Here is an 18,030-nt window from a genome sequence, read left to right on the forward strand (position 1 = left end):
TGTGGTGTGGTTCACCGGACGAGCGGCGTGTTCCCGCTCTCTCGCGGCACGGGGATCTTCGCATGTTCGCGGCGCTCCGGCGCCTCGATGCTGATGCGGGGGAGCCAGCGGTCCAGTGCCCGAGGCAGCCACCAGTTGGCGCCGCCGAGCAGATGCATCAGGGCGGGGACGAGGAGGGTCCGGAGCACGAAGGCGTCCAGCGCGACCGCCGTGGCCAGGGCGATGCCGAACATGGCGATGACGCGGTCGCCGCTCAGCACGAAGGCGAGGAAGACCGCGATCATGATCACCGCCGCCGAGTTGATCACGCGGCCGGTCTCGGAGAGCCCCACGCGCACGGCGCGCGCGTTGTCACCGGTCTCCAGCCACTCCTCGTACATCCGGCTGACCAGGAAGACCTGGTAGTCCATGGAGAGTCCGAAGAGCACCGAGACCATGATCACCGGCAGGAAGGGCTCGATGGGGCCCGCGCTGCCGAGCCCCAGCAGTTCGCTCCCCCATCCCCACTGGAAGATCGCGACGACGACTCCGAAGGACGAGGCGACGGCGGCCACGTTCATCAGCGCGGCCTTGAGCGGGATGCCCACGGAGCGGAACGCCAGCAGCAGGAGCAGACAGCCCAGTGCGATGACCACACCGACGAAGAGGGGCAGTTTGCCGATGATGATGTCGGCGAAGTCGTCGTAGCTCGCGGTGACGCCGCCGACGTACACCGCGAGGGACGTGCCCGTCGCCGCCACGGGCAGGACGTCCGTACGGAGCCGGTCGACCAGCTCACTGGTGCGGTGCGACTGCGGGGACGACTCGGGGACGACGGTGAGCAGCGCGGCGTCGCCGCCGCTGTTGAAGACGACCGGCCCCACCGAGGCGACTCCTGCCGTGGAACGGAGCGCGTCGGGGAGCTGGTCCATGGCGAGCCGGTCCGCGGCGCTGTCCACACGCGCGACCAGCGTCAGCGGCCCGTTGACGCCGGGACCGAACCCTTCGGCGAGCAGGTCGTACGCCTTGCGGGTGGTGGCCGTGGCGGGGTTGTTGCCCTGGTCGGAGGTGCCGAGGTGGAGCGCGAAGGTGGGGAGCGCGAGGACCAGCATCACCACGGTCGCGACGGCGCCCAGCAGCTTGGGGTGGCGTTCGACGAAGTGGGACCAGCGGACCGCGAACCCGCTGGGGAGTTCCGGCAGCGGGCCGTGGGCGGCGAGCAGCGCGCGCCGGCGCCGGCTCAGCACGCGCGTGCCGGTGTACGAGAGCAGGGCGGGCAGCAGGGTCACGGAGGCGGCGACGGTGAGGACGACCGTCAGCGAGGCGGCGATCGCGACCCCGTTGAGGAAGCCGAGGCGCAGGATCAGCATGCCGAGCAGGGCGATGCAGACGGTGGCTCCGGCGAAGACGACGGCCCGGCCGGTGGTGGCGACGGCGTTCGCCGCGGCCTCGGGGACGGTCAGTCCGCGCTGGAGGCCCTTGCGGTGCCGTACGACGATGAACAGCGCGTAGTCGATGCCGACGCCGAGCCCGATGAGCAGGCCGAGCATGGGCGCGAAGTCGGCGACCGTCATCGCGTGGCCGAGCAGCACGATGCCCGCGTACGCGGTGCCCACGGAGACGAGCGCGGTCGCGATGGGGAGCAGTCCCGCCGCGAGCGAGCCGAAGGCGAGGAAGAGCACGACGGCCGCCACGGCGACGCCGACGATCTCGGCGATGTGCGTAGTGGTGGTCTCGGTGAGGGCCACGGCGCTGCCGCCCAGTTCGACCGTGAGGCCCCGCTGTGCCGCCTGCGGTGTCTCCTCCACCGAGGTCGCGGTGGCGACCAGGGCGCGCGCCTGCGCCGGCGGGATGTCGTCGGCCTGCCGGTCGAAGGTGATCCGCGCGTAGGCGGTGCGGCCGTCCGCGCTGATCTGCTCGGCGCCCTCGGCCGTGTACGGGCTCACGACGGAGGATATGCCGGGCAGGCCGGCGACCTCGCCGAGCATCTCCCCCGTCCGCTGTGCGACGCCGGGGTCGCGGACGGAGCCGCGTTCCGTGTGCCAGACGATGGTGTCGCTGTCGCCGCCGAGCCCCGGGAAGGCGGTGCCCAGGAGCTGGGTGGCCCGACCGGACTCGGTGCCGGGGACCTCGTAGTCGTTGGAGTACGAGGTCCCCGTCACCCCCGCGGCGGCCGCGGTACCGCCGAGCGCGAGCAGCCAGAAAAGGACGGCGAGAAGCCGGTGGGTGACGCACCATCGCGCGAGGGCTGCCAACGGACTGCTCCCTGAGTGGTTCGTGCATCTTTACCGGGAACGGCCCGTGGGGGAGCCCGCAAAGAACGCGTGACCTACGGAGAGCCACTATCGCAGCCGGAATTGATCCTTAGTGATCCTTTGTCCACTTGGTGGGGTTACTCACAGTAGGTGGCTCACCCGGCCACCTGGCTACCCGGCTACCCGGCTACCCGGCTACCCGGCGACGCTCGGCCGCCCGTTCTCGATGTGCCCCATGAGCCGGCGGCGGAACGGAACGCCCGCGCCGTCAGTGGTGGCCTCGGTGGTGACCTCGATGTCGTACCAGCCGTGCGCGTCGGCCGCCGAGTGCACGACGCGCCTGCTGCGCCCCGGCTTCACCGTGATCCGGCGCGTCCAGCCGTCCAGATCGGCCTCGTCGACATACCCGAGGGGCCGCACGGTGAAGGTGACCGGACGCGTCCCCCGGTTGGTCAGGGTGAGGTGCACATCGCGGTCGTGGTGGTCGACGGACGAGGCGACCTCGGCCCCGTCACCGGCGACCGCACCGGAGAACTCCCGGCGGAAGCCGTTCGGACCCGTGATCGTGAAACGGTAGAGGTCGCGGTCCGTACCGCTCCGGCCGGTAAGGGGCACCGTCCATTGCGCCGTGCCCCTTACATCGCGGTGCTGCGGAACGGCGAACTCACCGGCGTACGGGTACAGCGCGAAGTGGGCGCCGGCCGGGCCCGTGTTGCTCAGCGCGACCGTGAACGTCCGCCCGTCCGCGGCCACCCGCCCGTGCGCGTCCGGCTGGTACGGCAGCGGCCTGGCCGGGCGCGCGCCCTTCTCCTGTACGGGCATCCGCTGCTCGGCCGGGGGTACGGGGTGCCAGCGGCCGGTGAACGGCGGGATCGCGCCCGGCTGTTCCACCTCGGGCAGCACGCGGCCCCGCCGGAAGTCGAACGCGGAGGTCAGATCGCCGGCGACGGCGCGCCGCCAGGGGGTGATGTTGGGCTCCTCGACGCCCGTCCACCGCTCCAGGAAGCGGATGACGGAGGTGTGGTCGAAGACCTGCGAACAGACGTAGCCGCCCACGGTCCAGGGCGAGACGACCAGCAGCGGGACCCGTATGCCGAGCCCGGTGGGGCGGCCCTGCCAGCGCTCGTCGGGGTCGTCGACGGGCGGCACGGGCGGCGGCACGTGGTCGAAGAAGCCGTCGTTCTCGTCGTAGTTGATCAGTACGACGGTCTGCCGCCAGACGTCCGGATGCGCGCCGAGCGCGTCGAGCACCTGGTAGACGAGGGAGGCGCTGGCGACCGGCGACGAGGAGCCGGGGTGCTCGGAGTCGACCGCGGAGGGCACCAGGTACGACACCTCGGGCAGGGTCCCGGCCGCCACGTCGGCGCGGAACGCCGCGGCGAGCGTCCCGGTCTCGACCCGGCGCAGCCCGCGCTCGAAGAGCGACCGCTCGCGGGCGGTGAGCGTGGCGACGCCCTCCTCCAGGGCCGCGAGCAGCCGCGTGCGCCCGGCCGTGTCACCGGCGGCGTCGGCGTCGCGTACGGCGGCGTAGAACGCCTCCATGTAGGTGAAGCCGGCGGCGCCGGGCTGTCCGGGCAGGGCGCGGGCCCGGGTGAGCGCCTTGCGGGCTATGTCCTTGAACGTGGTGAAGAACTCGATGTTGTTGTCGGTGAAGTTCTCCCACTCGGTGTACGTGCGCCAGCTCCGGCCCGCCTTCTCCAGCCGCTCGGCGTAGGTCGGCCACGGGTAGCCGGGGTGGGCCGCCTCGTCGTACGCGTCGTTGCCGACGGCGCGCCGCCCGTCGGCCTCGTAGCCGGTCCAGCCGCTCCAGAGGTGGTTGCGGTTGGGGCTCGTGGAGGTGTGGACGGAGGAGTGGTACGCGTCGCAGATGGTGAACGTGTCCGCCAGCTCGTAGTGGAGCGGGATGTCGCGCCGGTCGTAGTAGGCCATGGTGGCGGCGGTCTTGGCGGAGACCCAGCGGTCCATCCAGCCGTCGTTCCAGGCCTCGGCGCCGCCCTCCCAGGAGTGGTCCAGGGCGCCGATGTACTGGAGGTCCTTGCGCTGCGTCGCGGCGGCGTCCCGTACGGGGAACGGCAGTACGGTGCCGGACTCCGGGCCCGGCTGGGCGAACACGGGGTTCCCGGAGGGCAGTTCGACGGCGTTGCGGTCGCCGAAGCCCCGTACGCCGCGCAGGGTGCCGAAGTAGTGGTCGAAGGACCGGTTCTCCTGCATGAGCACGACCACGTGCTTGATCGCCCGCATCCCGCCGGGCGCGGGTCCCGCGGCGAGCGCCGCCTGGAGGGACGGCGGCAGCACCGACCCGGCGGCCGCGGCGCCGACGGCGCCCGAGCCGAGGGCGAGGACTCTTCTGCGCGACATCGTTCCGCGCTCCATCTCCGGTGACATGTCCGGGACGGTAGTGAGGGCGGATGGCAGTGGGAAGACCCCGGCGCGTCCACCAGGTGAACGTCCCCGGGGCGCCGGGCCGTTGCCCCGGGGGCCGGGGCCGCTACGCCCCGTACGGCCAGACCAGCAGGACCGGGCAGGTCGCGTGGTCGACGACGAAGCGGGTGGCGTGGCCGAGGCTGTGCGGTCCCGGGTGGTCGCGTTCGCCGTCGCGCGCGCAGACCAGCAGATCCGCGCCGGCCGCCGCCCGTACCACCTCGTGCTCCACCCGGCCGTGGTGTTCCAGGAGCTCACAGGGCCGGCCGAGCCGGTGCGCGGCGGCTTCCAGCAGATCGGCCGCGGCCGTGCCGGAGAGGGCTTCGAGCCGCGCGCCGGGGTCGCGGTCCGGGCGGTGGCCCCGGCCGAGGAGCCCCGCATAGGCGCGGTGGGCCGCCTCGGCGACCTCGTCGTCGCTGACGTGGAGCAGCACCACGGCGTCGTGCGGGACGCGGTCGCGGGCCACGTCGACGCAGGCGGGCCAGGTGGATTCGGTGATCCAGACGAGCGTGGTCCGCCGCGCGGCGTCCGCCGGCGGATCGGTCGCGGCAGGTGGGTGCGGCACAGCGGTCAGCCTCCGATCAGTCGCAGAGTGCCCCACAGTGCCACGGTGGAGACGGCCAGCGTGGCAGGCACGGTCAGCAGTCCGAGCCGGGTGAAGTGACCGAGCCGGGGTTCGGCGTCGTGCTCGTGCAGGATGCGCCGCCACAGCAGGGTGGCGAGCGATCCGACATAGGTCAGGTTCGGCCCCAGATTGACCCCGATCAGGGCGGCGAGCACGGGCCCCGGGCCGGCCGGCGCGAGGACCGGCAGCAGGGCCAGGATGGCCGGGAGGTTGTTGATCGCGTTGGCCAGTACGGCGGCGATCGCGGCGATGGCCAGCAGCGACAGCAGGGAGGAGCCGCCGGGCAGCAGCCGGCTGATCCCGGTGTCGAGCCCGTTGTCGACGACCGCCTTGACGACGACGCCGAGCGCGAGGACGAAGAGGCAGAACAGCGGGGACGCGGCACGGACCAGCTTCGCGGGGGTGGTACGCCGCTGCCGCAGGGCGCGGACGGCGAGTACGGCCGTACCGGCGACGGCCGCCCACAGCGGTTCGATCCCGGCGAACGACGTGACGGCGAACCCGGCCAGCGTCAGCCCCAGCACGACGAGGGTGAAGACCGGGACGTCGCGCCGCTCGTCCGTCCTCGGGGTGTGCGCCCCCGCGGCCAGGTCGGCGGCGAAGAAGCGGCGGAAGACGACGTACTCGACGGCGATCGCGGCCAGCCACGGCAGGGCCATCAGCGCGGCGAACCGGGTGAAGGAGAGCCCGCTCGCGGTGAACGCCAGCAGATTGGTGAGGTTGGAGACCGGCAGCAGCAGCGAGGCGGAGTTCGCCAGGTGCGTACAGGCGTAGACATGCGGCCGGGGCCGGGCGCCGACCCGTGCGGCGGTCGCGAAGACCACCGGAGTGAGCAGGACGACCGTGGCGTCGAGGCTGAGCACGGCGGTGATGGCGGCGGCGACGGCGAACACCCCGCCGAGCAGCTTGCGCGGACTGCCGCCGCACAGGCGCGCCACCAGATCGCCCGCGGCGGTGAACAGCCCCTCCTCGTCGCAGAGCTGGGAGAGGACGAGCACGGCGGCGAGGAAGACGACCACGGGCAGCAGGGTGTGCGTCTGCTCCCACGCCTCCTGCGGCGAGACGGCGCCGAAGGCGACGAGCAGCAGGGCCGCGGGGACGGCGGCGACGGCCTCGGGCAGACCGCGCGGACGGACGACGGCGAACGCCAGGACGGCGAGGAGCAGGGCGACGGAGACGATCTCGGCGGCGACGGTGTTCACTGGGATCTGCTCTGCCTCGTGATCGTGGTGGTTCGGACGGGCCCGGAGCCGAGGGGTGCGAAGCCACGGGGGCGGCGCACCGTTGCCGGTGCACCGCCCCCAGTGGCGTGTGGTGTACGAGCCGGGTTCGGCCCGCGACGCGCGGCCTCTCCCGGTGGTGCCTGTCTGTGCCGGTCAGCGCTTGTCCGTACCTGTCAGTGCTTGTCTGCGCCTGTCAGTGCTTGTCCGTGCTTGCCTGCACTTGCCTGTGCTTGTTGGTGGCTTGTCTATTCCTTCGGGGCGAGCCGCTCAAGGATCAGCTCGCGTACGCGCGCCGCGTCGGCCTGGCCGCGCGTGGCCTTCATGACCGCGCCGACCAGCGCGCCCGCGGCCGCGACCTTACCGGCGCGGATCTTGTCGGCGACGGCCGCGTTGGCCGCGATCGCCTCGTCCACGGCGGCGCCGAGCGCGCTGTCGTCGGAGACGACCTTGAGCCCGCGCTTCTCGACGACGGTGTCGGGGTCGCCCTCGCCCGCGAGCACGCCCTCGATCACCTGTCGGGCCAGCTTGTCGTTGAGGTCGCCGGCCGCGACGAGCGCGGCGACGCGGGCGACCTGCTCGGGGGTGATGGGCAGCTCGTCCAGCGCGCGGCCGGACTCGTTGGCGTGCCGGGCCAGCTCGCCCATCCACCACTTGCGGGCCTGGTCGGCCGGGGCGCCCACACCGATCGTGGCGACGATCGGTTCGATCGCTCCCGCGTTGAGGATCGACTGCATGTCGTGCTCGGTGACGCCCCACTCCTCGCGGAGCCGGTTGCGGCGTACGCGCGGCGGCTCGGGCAGCGTGGCGCGCAGCTCCTCCACCCAGGCGCGCGCCGGGGCGACGGGCACGAGGTCGGGCTCCGGGAAGTACCGGTAGTCCTCGGCGTTGTCCTTGATCCGGCCGGAGGTGGTGGAACCGTCCTCCTCGTGGAAGTGCCGGGTCTCCTGGAGGATCGTGCCGCCGCCGTTCAGCACCGCGGCGTGGCGCTGGATCTCGAAGCGGGCGGCGCGCTCGACGCTGCGCAGCGAGTTGACGTTCTTGGTCTCGGAGCGGGTACCGAACTCCTCGCGGCCGTTCGGGCGCAGGGACAGGTTCACGTCGCACCGCATCTGGCCCATCTCCATCCGGGCCTCGGAGACGCCTAGCGCCTTGATGAGCTCGCGCAGCTCGGCGACGTACGCCTTGGCGACCTCCGGGGCGCGCGCACCGGCGCCCTCGATGGGCTTGGTGACGATCTCGATGAGCGGGATGCCGGCGCGGTTGTAGTCGAGCAGGGAGTGGGACGCGCCGTGGATCCGGCCCGTGGCCCCGCCGACGTGCGTCGACTTGCCGGTGTCCTCCTCCATGTGGGCGCGCTCGATCTCCACGCGGAAGATCTCGCCGTCCTCCAGCTGGACGTCCAGATGGCCGTTGAAGGCGATCGGCTCGTCGTACTGGGAGGTCTGGAAGTTCTTCGGCATGTCCGGGTAGAAGTAGTTCTTCCGGGCGAAGCGGCACCACTCGGCGATCTCGCAGTTGAGGGCGAGGCCGATCTTGATGGCGGACTCGACGCCGATCGCGTTGACGACCGGGAGCGAGCCCGGCATGCCCAGACAGGTCGGGCAGGTCTGCGAGTTGGGCGCGGCGCCCAGCTCGGTCGAGCAGCCGCAGAACATCTTGGTCCTGGTGCCGAGCTCGACGTGGACCTCCAGGCCCATGACGGGGTCGTAGTCCGCGAGGGCGTCCTCGTACGACACAAGTTCAGTGACGGTCACAGGTACTTCTTCCTCATCAATGCTTCATCGGTGTCGGCCGGCCGGCGCTGGTAGGACGACAGCTTTCCGAGTACGGAGAGATCCACTTCGTCGGTTCCACATCGGCGGGGCGCGGATGCGGGTGCGCCGACAGGCCGGTGGCCGGCCGCACCCGGGTCGGCGCCGCCCGGTCCGCGAGCACCCCCGACTCCGTCATCACCCGGGGCCCCGGCGGCACGGGCGCCGCGGTGCCGGGGAGCCCGCCACCGAAGGCGGGTCCCCCGGCGGCCGGTCAGCCCAGCAGGATGTCGTCGTCGCCCAGGCGCTTCAGCTCGCGGAACAGGAGCGCCAGGGTCGTCACGACGGCCACCGCGGAGACCGTCGCGTCGATCAGCTTGAGCGTGTCCTGCTCCTTGCGGGCCGTCTTGATCTGCTTCACGGCACTGACCGCGCCGAACACGGAGCCGCCGATCGACAGGTACGTACCGGTCTTGGACTTCTTGAAGCCCTTGGCCTTGCTCATTGCACTGCTCACAGTGACGGTGCCTCCTCCAACAACGGGTGTCCCCACTTTTCCACGAAGGCCGCCTCGACGGCGGCACCGACCTTGTAGAGCCGGTCGTCCTTCATGGCGGGGGCGACGATCTGGAGACCGACCGGGAGACCGTCCTCCGGCGCGAGGCCGCAGGGCAGCGACATGGCCGCGTTGCCCGCCATGTTGACGGGGATGGTGCACAGGTCGGCGAGGTACATCGCCATCGGGTCGTCGGTGCGCTCACCGATGCCGAAGGCGGTGGTCGGCGAGGTCGGGGAGACGATCACGTCGACCTGCTCGAACGCCTTCTCGAAGTCCCGGGTGATGAGGGTACGGACCTTCTGGGCGGAGCCGTAGTACGCGTCGTAGTAGCCGGAGCTGAGCGCGTACGTCCCCAGGATGACGCGGCGCTTGACCTCGTCGCCGAAGCCGGCCTCGCGGGTGAGGGCGGTGACGTCCTCGGCGGAGCGCGTGCCGTCGTCGCCGACGCGCAGTCCGTAGCGCATGGCGTCGAAGCGCGCGAGGTTCGAGGAGCACTCGGACGGTGCGATCAGATAGTACGCGGCGAGGCTGAGGTCGAAGGACGGGCAGTCCAGCTCGACGATCTCGGCACCCAGCTCGCGCAGCAGCTCGACCGACTCGTCGAAGCGCTGGAGGACCCCGGCCTGGTAGCCGTCGCCGCGGAACTGCTGGACGACACCGACGCGCATCCCGGCCACCGAGCCGTTGCGGGCGGCCTCGACGACCGGCGGGACCGGGGCGTCGATGGAGGTCGAGTCGAGGGGGTCGTGGCCCGCGATGGCCTCGTGCAGCAGCGCGGTGTCCAGCACCGTACGGGCGCACGGGCCGCCCTGGTCGAGGGAGGACGAGAAGGCGACCATGCCGTACCGGGAGACCGCGCCGTACGTCGGCTTGACGCCGACGGTGCCGGTGAGGGCGGCGGGCTGGCGGATGGAGCCGCCGGTGTCCGTGCCGATGGCCAGCGGCGCCTGGTACGAGGCGAGCGAGGCGGACGAGCCGCCGCCGGAGCCGCCGGGGATCTTGGTGAGGTCCCAGGGGTTGGCGGTCGGGCCGTACGCGCTGTTCTCCGTCGAGGACCCCATGGCGAACTCGTCCATGTTGGTCTTGCCGATGATGACGACGTCGGCGGCCCTGAGCTTCTTGGTGAGCGTCGCGTCGTACGGCGGGAGCCAGCCTTCGAGGATCTTGGACCCGACGGTGGTCGGGATGCCCTCGGTGGTGAAGATGTCCTTCAGCGCGAGCGGGACGCCGGCCAGCGGGCCGAGCTTCTCGCCCGCCGCCCGCTTCGCGTCCACGGCGCGGGCCTGCGCGAGCGCGCCCTCACGGTCGACGTACAGGAAGGCGTGCACCTTCTCGTCGACGGCCTCGATGCGCGCCAGATGCGCCTCGGTGACCTCGACGGCCGTGAGGTCACCGGAGGCGATCCTCGCGGCGATCTCGGCGGCGGTGAGCTTGATGATGTCCGTCTTGACGGTGTCGGTCATGACTGTTTAGTCCTCCCCCAGGATCTGCGGCACCTTGAAACGCTGCTGCTCCTGGGCAGGGGCGCCGGAAAGCGCCTGCTCGGGGGTGAGCGACGGGCGGACCTCGTCCGCGCGCATGACGTTCGTCAGCGGCAGCGGGTGGGAGGTCGGCGGTACGTCTTGGTCGGCTACCTCGGATACGCGGGCGACCGCGCCGATGATGTCGTCGAGCTGTCCGGCGAAGTGGTCGAGCTCTTCGGCCTTCAGCTCCAGACGCGCCAGCCGGGCGAGGTGGGCGACCTCCTCGCGCGTGATGCCAGGCATGCAGCGATCCTCAGGGGTGAGTGTGATGGGTTGTGCCCCAATCCTATGGGGCGGGCACCCCAGCTCACGAAACGGCCGGGACGCCCGTACCCGCGGGGCGGCCCGGACCGCCCCGCGGACGGGCCCTCCCGGACCGTCCCACCGCACCGCGCTCCGGCCGTACGCGCCCGCCTCACCGCCACCACAGCCCGGCCCTACGCGGCCGCCTGGCCCTACGTGACCGCCTGGCCGGACTGTTCGCGGGCCAGCGACTCACGGGCCCGCGCCGCCTCCAGCTCGGCCGGGCGCTGCCAGCCGCGCTCGCCGCGGGCCAGCAGCCAGGCCGTCGCCTCGTGGGGCGGCATCGCCGCGGCCACCAGCCAGCCCTGGACGGCGTCGCAGCCGAGGTCCCGCAGCCGCTCCCAGGTCTCGTCGTCCTCGACGCCCTCCGCGACGACCAGCAGGCCCAGGGAGTGCGCCAGGTCGACCGTGCAGCGGACGATCTCCGCGTCCTCGGTGTCGACCGCGAGCCGGGCCACGAAGGAACGGTCGATCTTCAGCTCGCTCACCGGGAGCCGCCGCAGATGGACCAGCGAGGAGTACCCCGTGCCGAAGTCGTCGAGCGACATCTTGACCCCGTGCCCGGTGAGACCGGCGAGGGTGTCGGCGGCGCGCTGGGGGTCCTCCAGCAGGACGTGTTCCGTTATCTCCAGCTGGAGGGAGCCCGCCGGGACGCCGTGCCGGGCCAGCCGCGCCGCCACCGCGCCCGCGAAACCGGGGGTGTGCACGTCCCGCGGCGAGACGTTGACGGCGACCGGCACCATCAGTCCCTGAGATCGCCAGCGGGCGACCTGAGCGAGAGCGGTGTCCAGTACGTACTCCGTGAGGTGAGGCATCAGACCGGAGGACTCGGCGATCGCGATGAACTCGTCCGGAGGGACGCGGCCACGCTCGGGATGCACCCAGCGCACCAGCGCCTCCAGACCGGCGACCTGGCCGTCGAAACGGACCTTCGGCTGGTAGTGCAGCTCCACCTCCCGCGCGTCCAGCGCACGGCGCAGATCGCCGAGGAGCCCGAGGCGGTCGGGGGTGTTGGAGTCCCGCTTGGACTCGTACACCTCCACGCCCGTACGGTCCCGCTTCGCCTGGTACATGGCGACGTCCGCCCGCTGCAGCAGCCCCTCCGCGTCCAGCGCGTGCTCGGGATAGACGGCCACCCCGGCGCTCGCCTCCAGGACGAGCGTGAGGCCGTCGAGGTCGAGCGGGGAGGAGAGGTCTGCCACGAGATGGCGGGCGACGCGCTGCGCGCTGGTGGTGGAGTCGCACGTCGGGAGCAGCACGGCGAACTCGTCGCCGCCGAGCCGCGCGGCCTCGGCCCCGCGCGGCAGGGCGAGCCGGAGCCGGTCCGCTATCTGCAGCAGCAGCCGGTCACCCGCGAGATGGCCGAGGGTGTCGTTGACGGAACGGAACCGGTCCAGGTCGATCAGGACCAGCGCCGACCGGGCGCCCTGGTCCTCCGCCTCCTCCAGGGCCGACCAGGTCCGCTCCAGCAGCCACTGCCGGTTGGGGAGTTTGGTCAGCGGGTCGCGGAGCTGTTCCTCGGCGCGGGCTCTGGCGATCCACAGCGTGGAGTCGAGAGCTATCAGCGGGATGGCGAAGAGCGGCAGGAGCACCGGCTGCGACATCGCGACGACGCAGATCAGCGGGGCGATGCCGAGCAGCGCGACCGCGAAGAGCCCCTGCCGGTAGAGGGCCGGGCGCCCGGCGGCGTGCAGCGCCGCGCCCTGCGGGGCCCGGGCGTACCGGAGCAGCACCCGGGTGACGGTGAGCTGGGCGGCCGCCGCGAGCAGGACCTCCGGGACGTCACCGAGGGTCCAGCCGAGCGGCTGCCAGGGCCGCTCGACGGTGGGGACCACGCCGAACAGCGCGAGGACGAGCGCGGCGGCCCCGGTCCCCAGCAGATCCGCGGCGCCGTGCAGGACGCCCTGGCGCCAGCGGTGTCTGCGGGCCAGTCCGACGAGCACGACGACGGCCACGCTGACCAGTCCGGCCGCGACCCAGCCGTACAGCAGCAGCACGGCGAGGGTGAGCGCGGCGCCGGAGCCCGTCCCGCCCCACCAGCGGTCGCGGCCGAGCGCGACGAGATGGCCGACGATGATTCCGGTGAGGACGGCCAGCGCCCAGCCGGCGTCGGAGCCGGGGAACAGCGCGTGGCCGTCCCGTAGCGTCCCCACCACGCCGGTCACCAGGACGACGACGGCGAGTCCCACCACCAGAACGGGCGTTCTGGCCGCTATGCCCCCAAATCCCGCGAATCCGCGCGGGGGTGAGACCGGGGCGGCGCTCTCGGTCGGTTTCATTCCCGTCCCTCTCACAGCCGGCGGAGCCGATGCCACGCGATGGCACGTTGTCGTGCAACACGGCTGGAATCGGACTACTGAGCCGTGTTCGACAGGCGCACATCCCAACAGTAGGCCGCGAAAGGCCTCGACGGGCAGCGCTCTACATCTGTTGCCCGAATGCGACCGGCCCATCCTGATCCATCTGGTATGCGCCGAACGGGTGAGGTTGACGGCCCGAAATCGACGGTGTGAAGCCACGCACCGCGAGAACGGAACCGGCTCACTCCACCGGCGGAACCGGAGCCTCCTCGGGTGACGACGGGGCCTCCTCCCCGGTGGCCGCGGGCTCCTCGGGGGTGAGCGCGGCCTCCCTGGCGGCGTCCGGGCCCTGTTCGAGCAGGACCGCGAACCCCGCTCCGTCCAGAACGGGCACCTTCAACTGCATCGCCTTGTCATACTTCGACCCGGGGTTTTCACCGACCACCACGAAGGCGGTCTTCTTCGAAACCGACCCGGTCACCTTCGCTCCACGGCTCTGGAGCGCCTCTTTCGCGCCATCCCGTGTGTAGTGCTCCAGCGTGCCCGTCACCACGACCGTGAGCCCTTCCAGAGGCCGTGGGCCCTCGTCCTCGCCCGAGCCCTCCTCCTCCATACGGACGCCCGCCGCACGCCACTTGCGCAGGATCTCCCGGTGCCAGTCGACCGCGAACCACTCCTTGAGCGAGGCCGCGATGATCGGTCCGACGCCGGCGACGTCCGCCAGTTCCTCCTCCGTCGCCGCGTCGATCCGGTCGATCGAACGGAACTCCCTGGCCAGCGCCTCGGAGGCGACCGGCCCCACATGACGGACCGACAGACCGGCGATGATCCGGGCGAGCGGGCGCTCCTTGGCCGCCGCGATGTTCTCCAGCATCGCGAGGGCGTTCTTCCGGGGCTCGCCCGCCTGGTTGGCGAAGACGGTGGCGATTTTCTCCTCGCCGGTCTTGGGATCGCGCTTGGGCAGCCCGCTGTCCTGGTCGAGCACGTACGCCGTGATGGGCAGCAGCCGCTCGATGGTGAGGTCGAAGAGATCGCCCTCGTCGAGCAGCGGTGGAATGGCCGGTTCCAGCGGTTTCGTCAAGGCCGCCGCGGCGACATAGCCGAAGTTCTCGATGTCGAGGCACTTACGCCCGGCGAGATAGAACAGCCGCTCACGCAACTGGGCGGGGCAGGTACGCGCGTTGGGACAGCGGATGTCGATGTCCCCCTCCTTCATCGCGCGCAGCGGCGTACCGCACTCGGGGCACTCGGTCGGCATCACGAACTCGTGGGCGTCGTCCGGGCGCAGGTCGACGACCGGGCCGAGGATCTCCGGGATGACGTCACCGGCCTTGCGCAGCACGACCGTGTCGCCGATCCAGACGCCCTTGGCCCGCACCACGTCCTGGTTGTGCAGGGTCGCGAACTCGACCTCGGATCCGGCGACCGTGACCGGCTCGACCTGGGCGTAGGGGGTGACCCGCCCCGTACGGCCCACGCCGACCCGGATGTTCACCAGTTTCGTGTTGACCTCTTCCGGCGCGTACTTCCAGGCGATGGCCCAGCGCGGCGCGCGCGAGGTGGAGCCCAGCCGGCCCTGGAGCGGGATCTCGTCGAGCTTGACGACCACGCCGTCGATCTCGTGCTCCACGGAGTGGCGGTTCTCCCCGAAGTACGCGATGAACTCCCGGACCTCCGCGACCGATCCGACCACCTTGTTGTGCCGGGCGGTCGGCAGCCCCCACTCACGCAGCAGTTCGTAGGCGTGGGAGAGGCAGTCGATGTCGAAGCCCTCGCGGGCCCCGATGCCGTGCACCACCATGTGGAGCGGGCGGGTCGCGGTGATCTTCGGGTCCTTCTGGCGGAGCGAACCCGCCGCCGCGTTGCGCGGGTTGGCGAACGGCTTGTCACCGGCCTCCACCAGACGCGCGTTCAGCTCCTGGAAGGCCTCCATCGGGAAGTAGACCTCGCCGCGGATCTCCACCAGCGCGGGGATCCGCTCCCCTTCGAGGCGGTGCGGGATCTCCGCGATCGTGCGGACGTTGGGCGTGATGTCCTCGCCCGTGCGGCCGTCGCCCCGGGTCGCCGCGCGGGTCAGCCTGCCGTGTTCGTACGTCAGGTTGACCGCGAGTCCGTCGACCTTCAGCTCGCACAGGTAGTGGAAGTCCGGCGTGCCCACGTCCTTGGCGACGCGGTCGGCCCACGCCCCCAGCTCCTCGTCGTCGAAGGCGTTGTCGAGGGAGAGCATCCGCTCGCGGTGCTGGACCGCGGTGAAGTCCGTTTCGTACGCCCCCGCGACCTTCTGGGTCGGCGAGTCGGGCGTGCGCAGCTCCGCGTACGTCTCCTCCAGCGCCTCCAGGGCGCGCAGCAGCCGGTCGAACTCGCCGTCGCTGACGATCGGCTGATCCTTCACGTAGTACCGGAAGCGGTGCTCCTCGATCTGCTCGGCGAGGAGGCCGTGCCGCTCCCGTGCCTCCGCGGGCACCACGCTCTGCTGTTCGCCAGCCACCGTCTCGTCCTCCCGATCACCATGGCCCGTCATCCGGGACCGTCACTCAGGGTTGTCCGCGAGGGATCTCGCGGCCCTGACGCAGTGCGCCTGCGCGGCGTGCGCGTACGCGGGTGAGGCACCCGCGAGCCCACAGGTCGGCGTGAGCACCACGGAGCCCGTGAGGGTCCCCGGATCCAGCCCCAGCCTGCGCCACAGCGTCCTGACACCCATGACGCTACCGGCAGGGTCTGACAACGGGCTCTCGACGCCGGGCACGATCCCGGCAAACAGCTTCGTACCGGCCTCGACCGCCTCCCCGATCGACTCGTCGTCACGCTCGGTGAGCAGGCCGAAATCGAACGAGACGGCCGCCGCGCCCGCCCTGCGCAGCAGCGCGAACGGCACGTCCGGCGCGCAGGAGTGGACGACCACGGCCCCCGGCGCGAGCGCGGTCATCTCGCGCAGCGCGCCCTCCACGACCTGCCGGTCCACCGCCCGGTGGGTGCGGTAGCCGCTGGCGGTCCTGATCTGCCCGCGCAGCACGGCGGTGAGGGACGGTTCGTCGATCTGGAGTACGGGTACGGCGCCCGGCACCCGGCGCCGTACGTCCGCGAGGTGCCCGGCCACCCCCTCCACCAGCGACGCGGTCAGGTCCCGGCAGGCTCCGGGGTCGCCGAGGGCCGACTCGCCGCCCCGCAGCTCCAGCGCGGCGGCGAGCGTCCACGGTCCGACGGCCTGGACCTTGAGCGGCCCCTCGTACCCCTGGGTGAACTCCTCCAGCGCGTCGAGGTCCTCCCCCAGCCAGGACCTGGCCCGCTTGGTGTCCCGGCCCGGCCGGTCCCCGATCCGCCAGCCGCTGGGCTCCACGCGGGCGTAGATCTCCGCGAGGAGCCCGGTCGTACGGCCGATCATGTCGGCGCCCGGCCCCCGGGCGGGGAGTTCGGGGAGGTACGGGAAGTCCTCGAAGGTGCCGGTGACGGCCCGGGCGGCCTCCCGCGCGTCGCCGCCGGGCATGGAGCCGACCCCGGTGGCGGGCCCCCAGAGAGGTACGGCGGGCCCGGAGCCGTCGGACGCCCCGTTCGCCCCGTTGATCTGCCCGCTCATCGACTCGCTCATCGGCCCGCTCATCGGCCCGCTCATCGGCCCGGCCGTACGGTCACGTCGTCGATCTGCGCGTCGCGCGGCAGATCGAGCGCGGCCACGATGGTCGTCGCGACCGACTCGGGGTCGATCCAGCGGGACGCGTCGTACTCCTTGCCCTCCTGCTGGTGCACCTTGGCCTGCATGGGGCTCGCGGTACGGCCCGGGTACACGGAGGTGACCCGTACGCCCTGGGGCCGCTCCTCCGCGCGTACCGCGTCGGCCAGTGCCTTCAGTCCATGCTTGGAGGCGGCGTACGCGCTCCACTGCGCGTGGGCGGTCAGCCCGGCGCCCGAGTTGACGAAGACGATCTGCCCCCGGGAGACGCGGAGCTGCGGCAGGAGCAGCCGGGTCAGCTCGGCCGGGGAGATCAGGTTGACGGTGAGCTGTCCGTGCCACGCCTTCGGCGTCAGCTCCCCGACCTCGCCGAGTTCGACGACGCCCGCGATGTGCAGCAGCGAGTCGAGCCGGTCGGGGAGTTCCTGCTGGCCGAGCGCCCAGGAGAGCCGCTCGGGGTTGGCCAGGTCGCCGACGAGGGTGCGGGCGCCGGGGAAGGCCCGCGCGAGTTCCTTCGCGCGCCCGGCGTCGCGGGCGAACAGGATCAGGTCGTCGCCGCGTCCGTGCAGGCGGCGCGCGACGGCGGCGCCGATGCCCGAGCCCGCACCGGTGATGAGATGGGTAGCCATGCGGTCATCGTCGCATCACCGGAACCCGACGACCGCACGCCCTCGGCGATCACCTCGCGATCAGCTCGGGGATCACCTCGGCGGTCACTGAACGCCGACCGCCTCCTCCAGGTAGGCGAGGGCACCGACCCCGTCCTCGGCGAAGAAGACCAGGTCGGTGAGGGGCAGCGGCAGGAAGCCCTCGTCCTCCATCCGCCGGAACTGCTCCTTCAGCCCGTCGTAGAAACCGGCCGTGTTGAGCAGCACGACGGGGTGGCGGTGCATGCCGTGCTTCTTCAGCTCCAGGATCTCGGTGGCCTCGTCCAGCGTCCCCGTACCGCCGACCATGATCACCACGGCGTCGGACTTGGCGAGCAGCAGGGCCTTGCGCTCCGCGAGGTCCTTCGCGATCACCATCTCGTCGGCGTCCGCCCTGGCCACGCTCTGGAGGAAGTCCACCGACACCCCGACCAGCCGGCCCCCGCCGTCCTGCACGCCGTCCGCGACGACCTTCATCAGCCCGCTGTCGGAACCGCCCCAGACGAGGGTGTGGCCGCCCTTGCCGATCAGCTCGCCGAAATCGCGGGCGGGGCGGGTGTAGCGCTCGTCGAGGTCGGCGGCGGAGAGGAAGACACAGATATTCATGGGGTGAACGGTACGGGCTCGCCCCGTGCCGAGGAGTGGATCGGCGAGCGCCCACCGCGCGGAGCCTCCGGCAGGGCGGTCTCAGGGGTTCCGGCGCCGTGGTCGGAGCGGGCTTGACCTTGACGCCGGGTCAACCCTCCATCCTTCCGGCAGGAGCTTCCTCGCAGTCGC

At 71.9% G+C, this 18,030-nt stretch carries 13 protein-coding genes; all 13 read right to left on the reverse strand.

The window, feature by feature from the left end:
- Window positions 1-11 precede the first annotated feature (11 nt).
- The 13 genes from ACFTZC_RS20000 to ACFTZC_RS20060 all read right to left on the reverse strand — a co-directional run bounded on the left by ACFTZC_RS20000 (window position 12) and on the right by ACFTZC_RS20060 (window position 17,859).
- Window positions 12-2,234: an MMPL family transporter gene (locus ACFTZC_RS20000; RefSeq protein WP_382891456.1), complete on the reverse strand. Its 2,223-nt coding sequence runs from the start codon at window positions 2,232-2,234 to the stop codon at window positions 12-14.
- Between the two features lie 195 nt (window positions 2,235-2,429).
- Window positions 2,430-4,592: a phosphocholine-specific phospholipase C gene (locus ACFTZC_RS20005; protein ID WP_382891623.1), complete on the reverse strand. Its 2,163-nt coding sequence runs from the start codon at window positions 4,590-4,592 to the stop codon at window positions 2,430-2,432.
- A 130-nt stretch (window positions 4,593-4,722) separates the two neighbouring features.
- Entirely contained in the window at window positions 4,723-5,220 is a 498-nt protein-coding gene (locus ACFTZC_RS20010; protein WP_382891458.1) for a universal stress protein, read from the reverse strand.
- 5 nt (window positions 5,221-5,225) lie between these two features.
- Window positions 5,226-6,482: an SLC13 family permease gene (locus ACFTZC_RS20015; RefSeq protein WP_382891460.1), complete on the reverse strand. Its 1,257-nt coding sequence runs from the start codon at window positions 6,480-6,482 to the stop codon at window positions 5,226-5,228.
- 266 nt (window positions 6,483-6,748) lie between these two features.
- Window positions 6,749-8,257: an Asp-tRNA(Asn)/Glu-tRNA(Gln) amidotransferase subunit GatB gene (gene gatB / locus ACFTZC_RS20020; protein ID WP_382891462.1), complete on the reverse strand. Its 1,509-nt coding sequence runs from the start codon at window positions 8,255-8,257 to the stop codon at window positions 6,749-6,751.
- Between the two features lie 271 nt (window positions 8,258-8,528).
- A complete protein-coding gene (locus tag ACFTZC_RS20025; RefSeq protein WP_382891625.1) occupies window positions 8,529-8,759 on the reverse strand; it encodes a hypothetical protein in 231 nt (76 codons plus the stop codon).
- A gap of 8 nt (window positions 8,760-8,767) precedes the next feature.
- On the reverse strand, window positions 8,768-10,276 hold the full coding sequence (gene gatA / locus ACFTZC_RS20030; protein WP_382891464.1) for an Asp-tRNA(Asn)/Glu-tRNA(Gln) amidotransferase subunit GatA: 1,509 nt from the start codon (window positions 10,274-10,276) through the stop codon (window positions 8,768-8,770).
- A gap of 6 nt (window positions 10,277-10,282) precedes the next feature.
- Window positions 10,283-10,579, reverse strand: coding sequence for an Asp-tRNA(Asn)/Glu-tRNA(Gln) amidotransferase subunit GatC (gene gatC, locus ACFTZC_RS20035; RefSeq protein WP_010984178.1), 297 nt, complete (start codon window positions 10,577-10,579; stop codon window positions 10,283-10,285).
- Window positions 10,580-10,791: 212 nt separating this feature from the next.
- Window positions 10,792-12,918: a putative bifunctional diguanylate cyclase/phosphodiesterase gene (locus tag ACFTZC_RS20040; RefSeq protein WP_382891466.1), complete on the reverse strand. Its 2,127-nt coding sequence runs from the start codon at window positions 12,916-12,918 to the stop codon at window positions 10,792-10,794.
- A 262-nt stretch (window positions 12,919-13,180) separates the two neighbouring features.
- Window positions 13,181-15,460: an NAD-dependent DNA ligase LigA gene (gene ligA, locus ACFTZC_RS20045; RefSeq protein WP_382891468.1), complete on the reverse strand. Its 2,280-nt coding sequence runs from the start codon at window positions 15,458-15,460 to the stop codon at window positions 13,181-13,183.
- A gap of 9 nt (window positions 15,461-15,469) precedes the next feature.
- Window positions 15,470-16,513, reverse strand: coding sequence for a methionine synthase (locus tag ACFTZC_RS20050; RefSeq protein WP_382891627.1), 1,044 nt, complete (start codon window positions 16,511-16,513; stop codon window positions 15,470-15,472).
- A gap of 32 nt (window positions 16,514-16,545) precedes the next feature.
- A complete protein-coding gene (locus ACFTZC_RS20055; RefSeq protein WP_382891470.1) occupies window positions 16,546-17,235 on the reverse strand; it encodes an SDR family oxidoreductase in 690 nt (229 codons plus the stop codon).
- Window positions 17,236-17,319: 84 nt separating this feature from the next.
- Window positions 17,320-17,859 carry a TIGR00730 family Rossman fold protein gene (locus ACFTZC_RS20060; RefSeq protein WP_382891472.1) on the reverse strand — a complete coding sequence of 180 codons (540 nt, stop codon included), beginning with the start codon at window positions 17,857-17,859 and terminating at the stop codon, window positions 17,320-17,322.
- Between the last annotated feature and the right edge of the window lie 171 nt (window positions 17,860-18,030).

This window comes from Streptomyces sp. NPDC056987, assembly GCF_042673865.1.
Classification (GTDB): domain Bacteria; phylum Actinomycetota; class Actinomycetes; order Streptomycetales; family Streptomycetaceae; genus Streptomyces.

What these genes read in the sequence shown, in the direction of transcription:
- ACFTZC_RS20005 (WP_382891623.1), bottom strand. Translation starts at nt 4,592, where the DNA reads ATGTCGCGCAGAAGAGTCCTCGCCCTCGGCTCGGGCGCCGTCGGCGCC.
- ACFTZC_RS20025 (WP_382891625.1), bottom strand. Translation starts at nt 8,759, where the DNA reads ATGAGCAAGGCCAAGGGCTTCAAGAAGTCCAAGACCGGTACGTACCTG.
- gatA (WP_382891464.1), bottom strand. Translation starts at nt 10,276, where the DNA reads ATGACCGACACCGTCAAGACGGACATCATCAAGCTCACCGCCGCCGAG.
- gatC (WP_010984178.1), bottom strand. Translation starts at nt 10,579, where the DNA reads ATGCCTGGCATCACGCGCGAGGAGGTCGCCCACCTCGCCCGGCTGGCG.
- ACFTZC_RS20040 (WP_382891466.1), bottom strand. Translation starts at nt 12,918, where the DNA reads ATGAAACCGACCGAGAGCGCCGCCCCGGTCTCACCCCCGCGCGGATTC.
- ligA (WP_382891468.1), bottom strand. Translation starts at nt 15,460, where the DNA reads ATGACGGGCCATGGTGATCGGGAGGACGAGACGGTGGCTGGCGAACAG.
- ACFTZC_RS20050 (WP_382891627.1), bottom strand. Translation starts at nt 16,513, where the DNA reads ATGAGCGGGCAGATCAACGGGGCGAACGGGGCGTCCGACGGCTCCGGG.
- ACFTZC_RS20055 (WP_382891470.1), bottom strand. Translation starts at nt 17,235, where the DNA reads ATGGCTACCCATCTCATCACCGGTGCGGGCTCGGGCATCGGCGCCGCC.
- ACFTZC_RS20060 (WP_382891472.1), bottom strand. Translation starts at nt 17,859, where the DNA reads ATGAATATCTGTGTCTTCCTCTCCGCCGCCGACCTCGACGAGCGCTAC.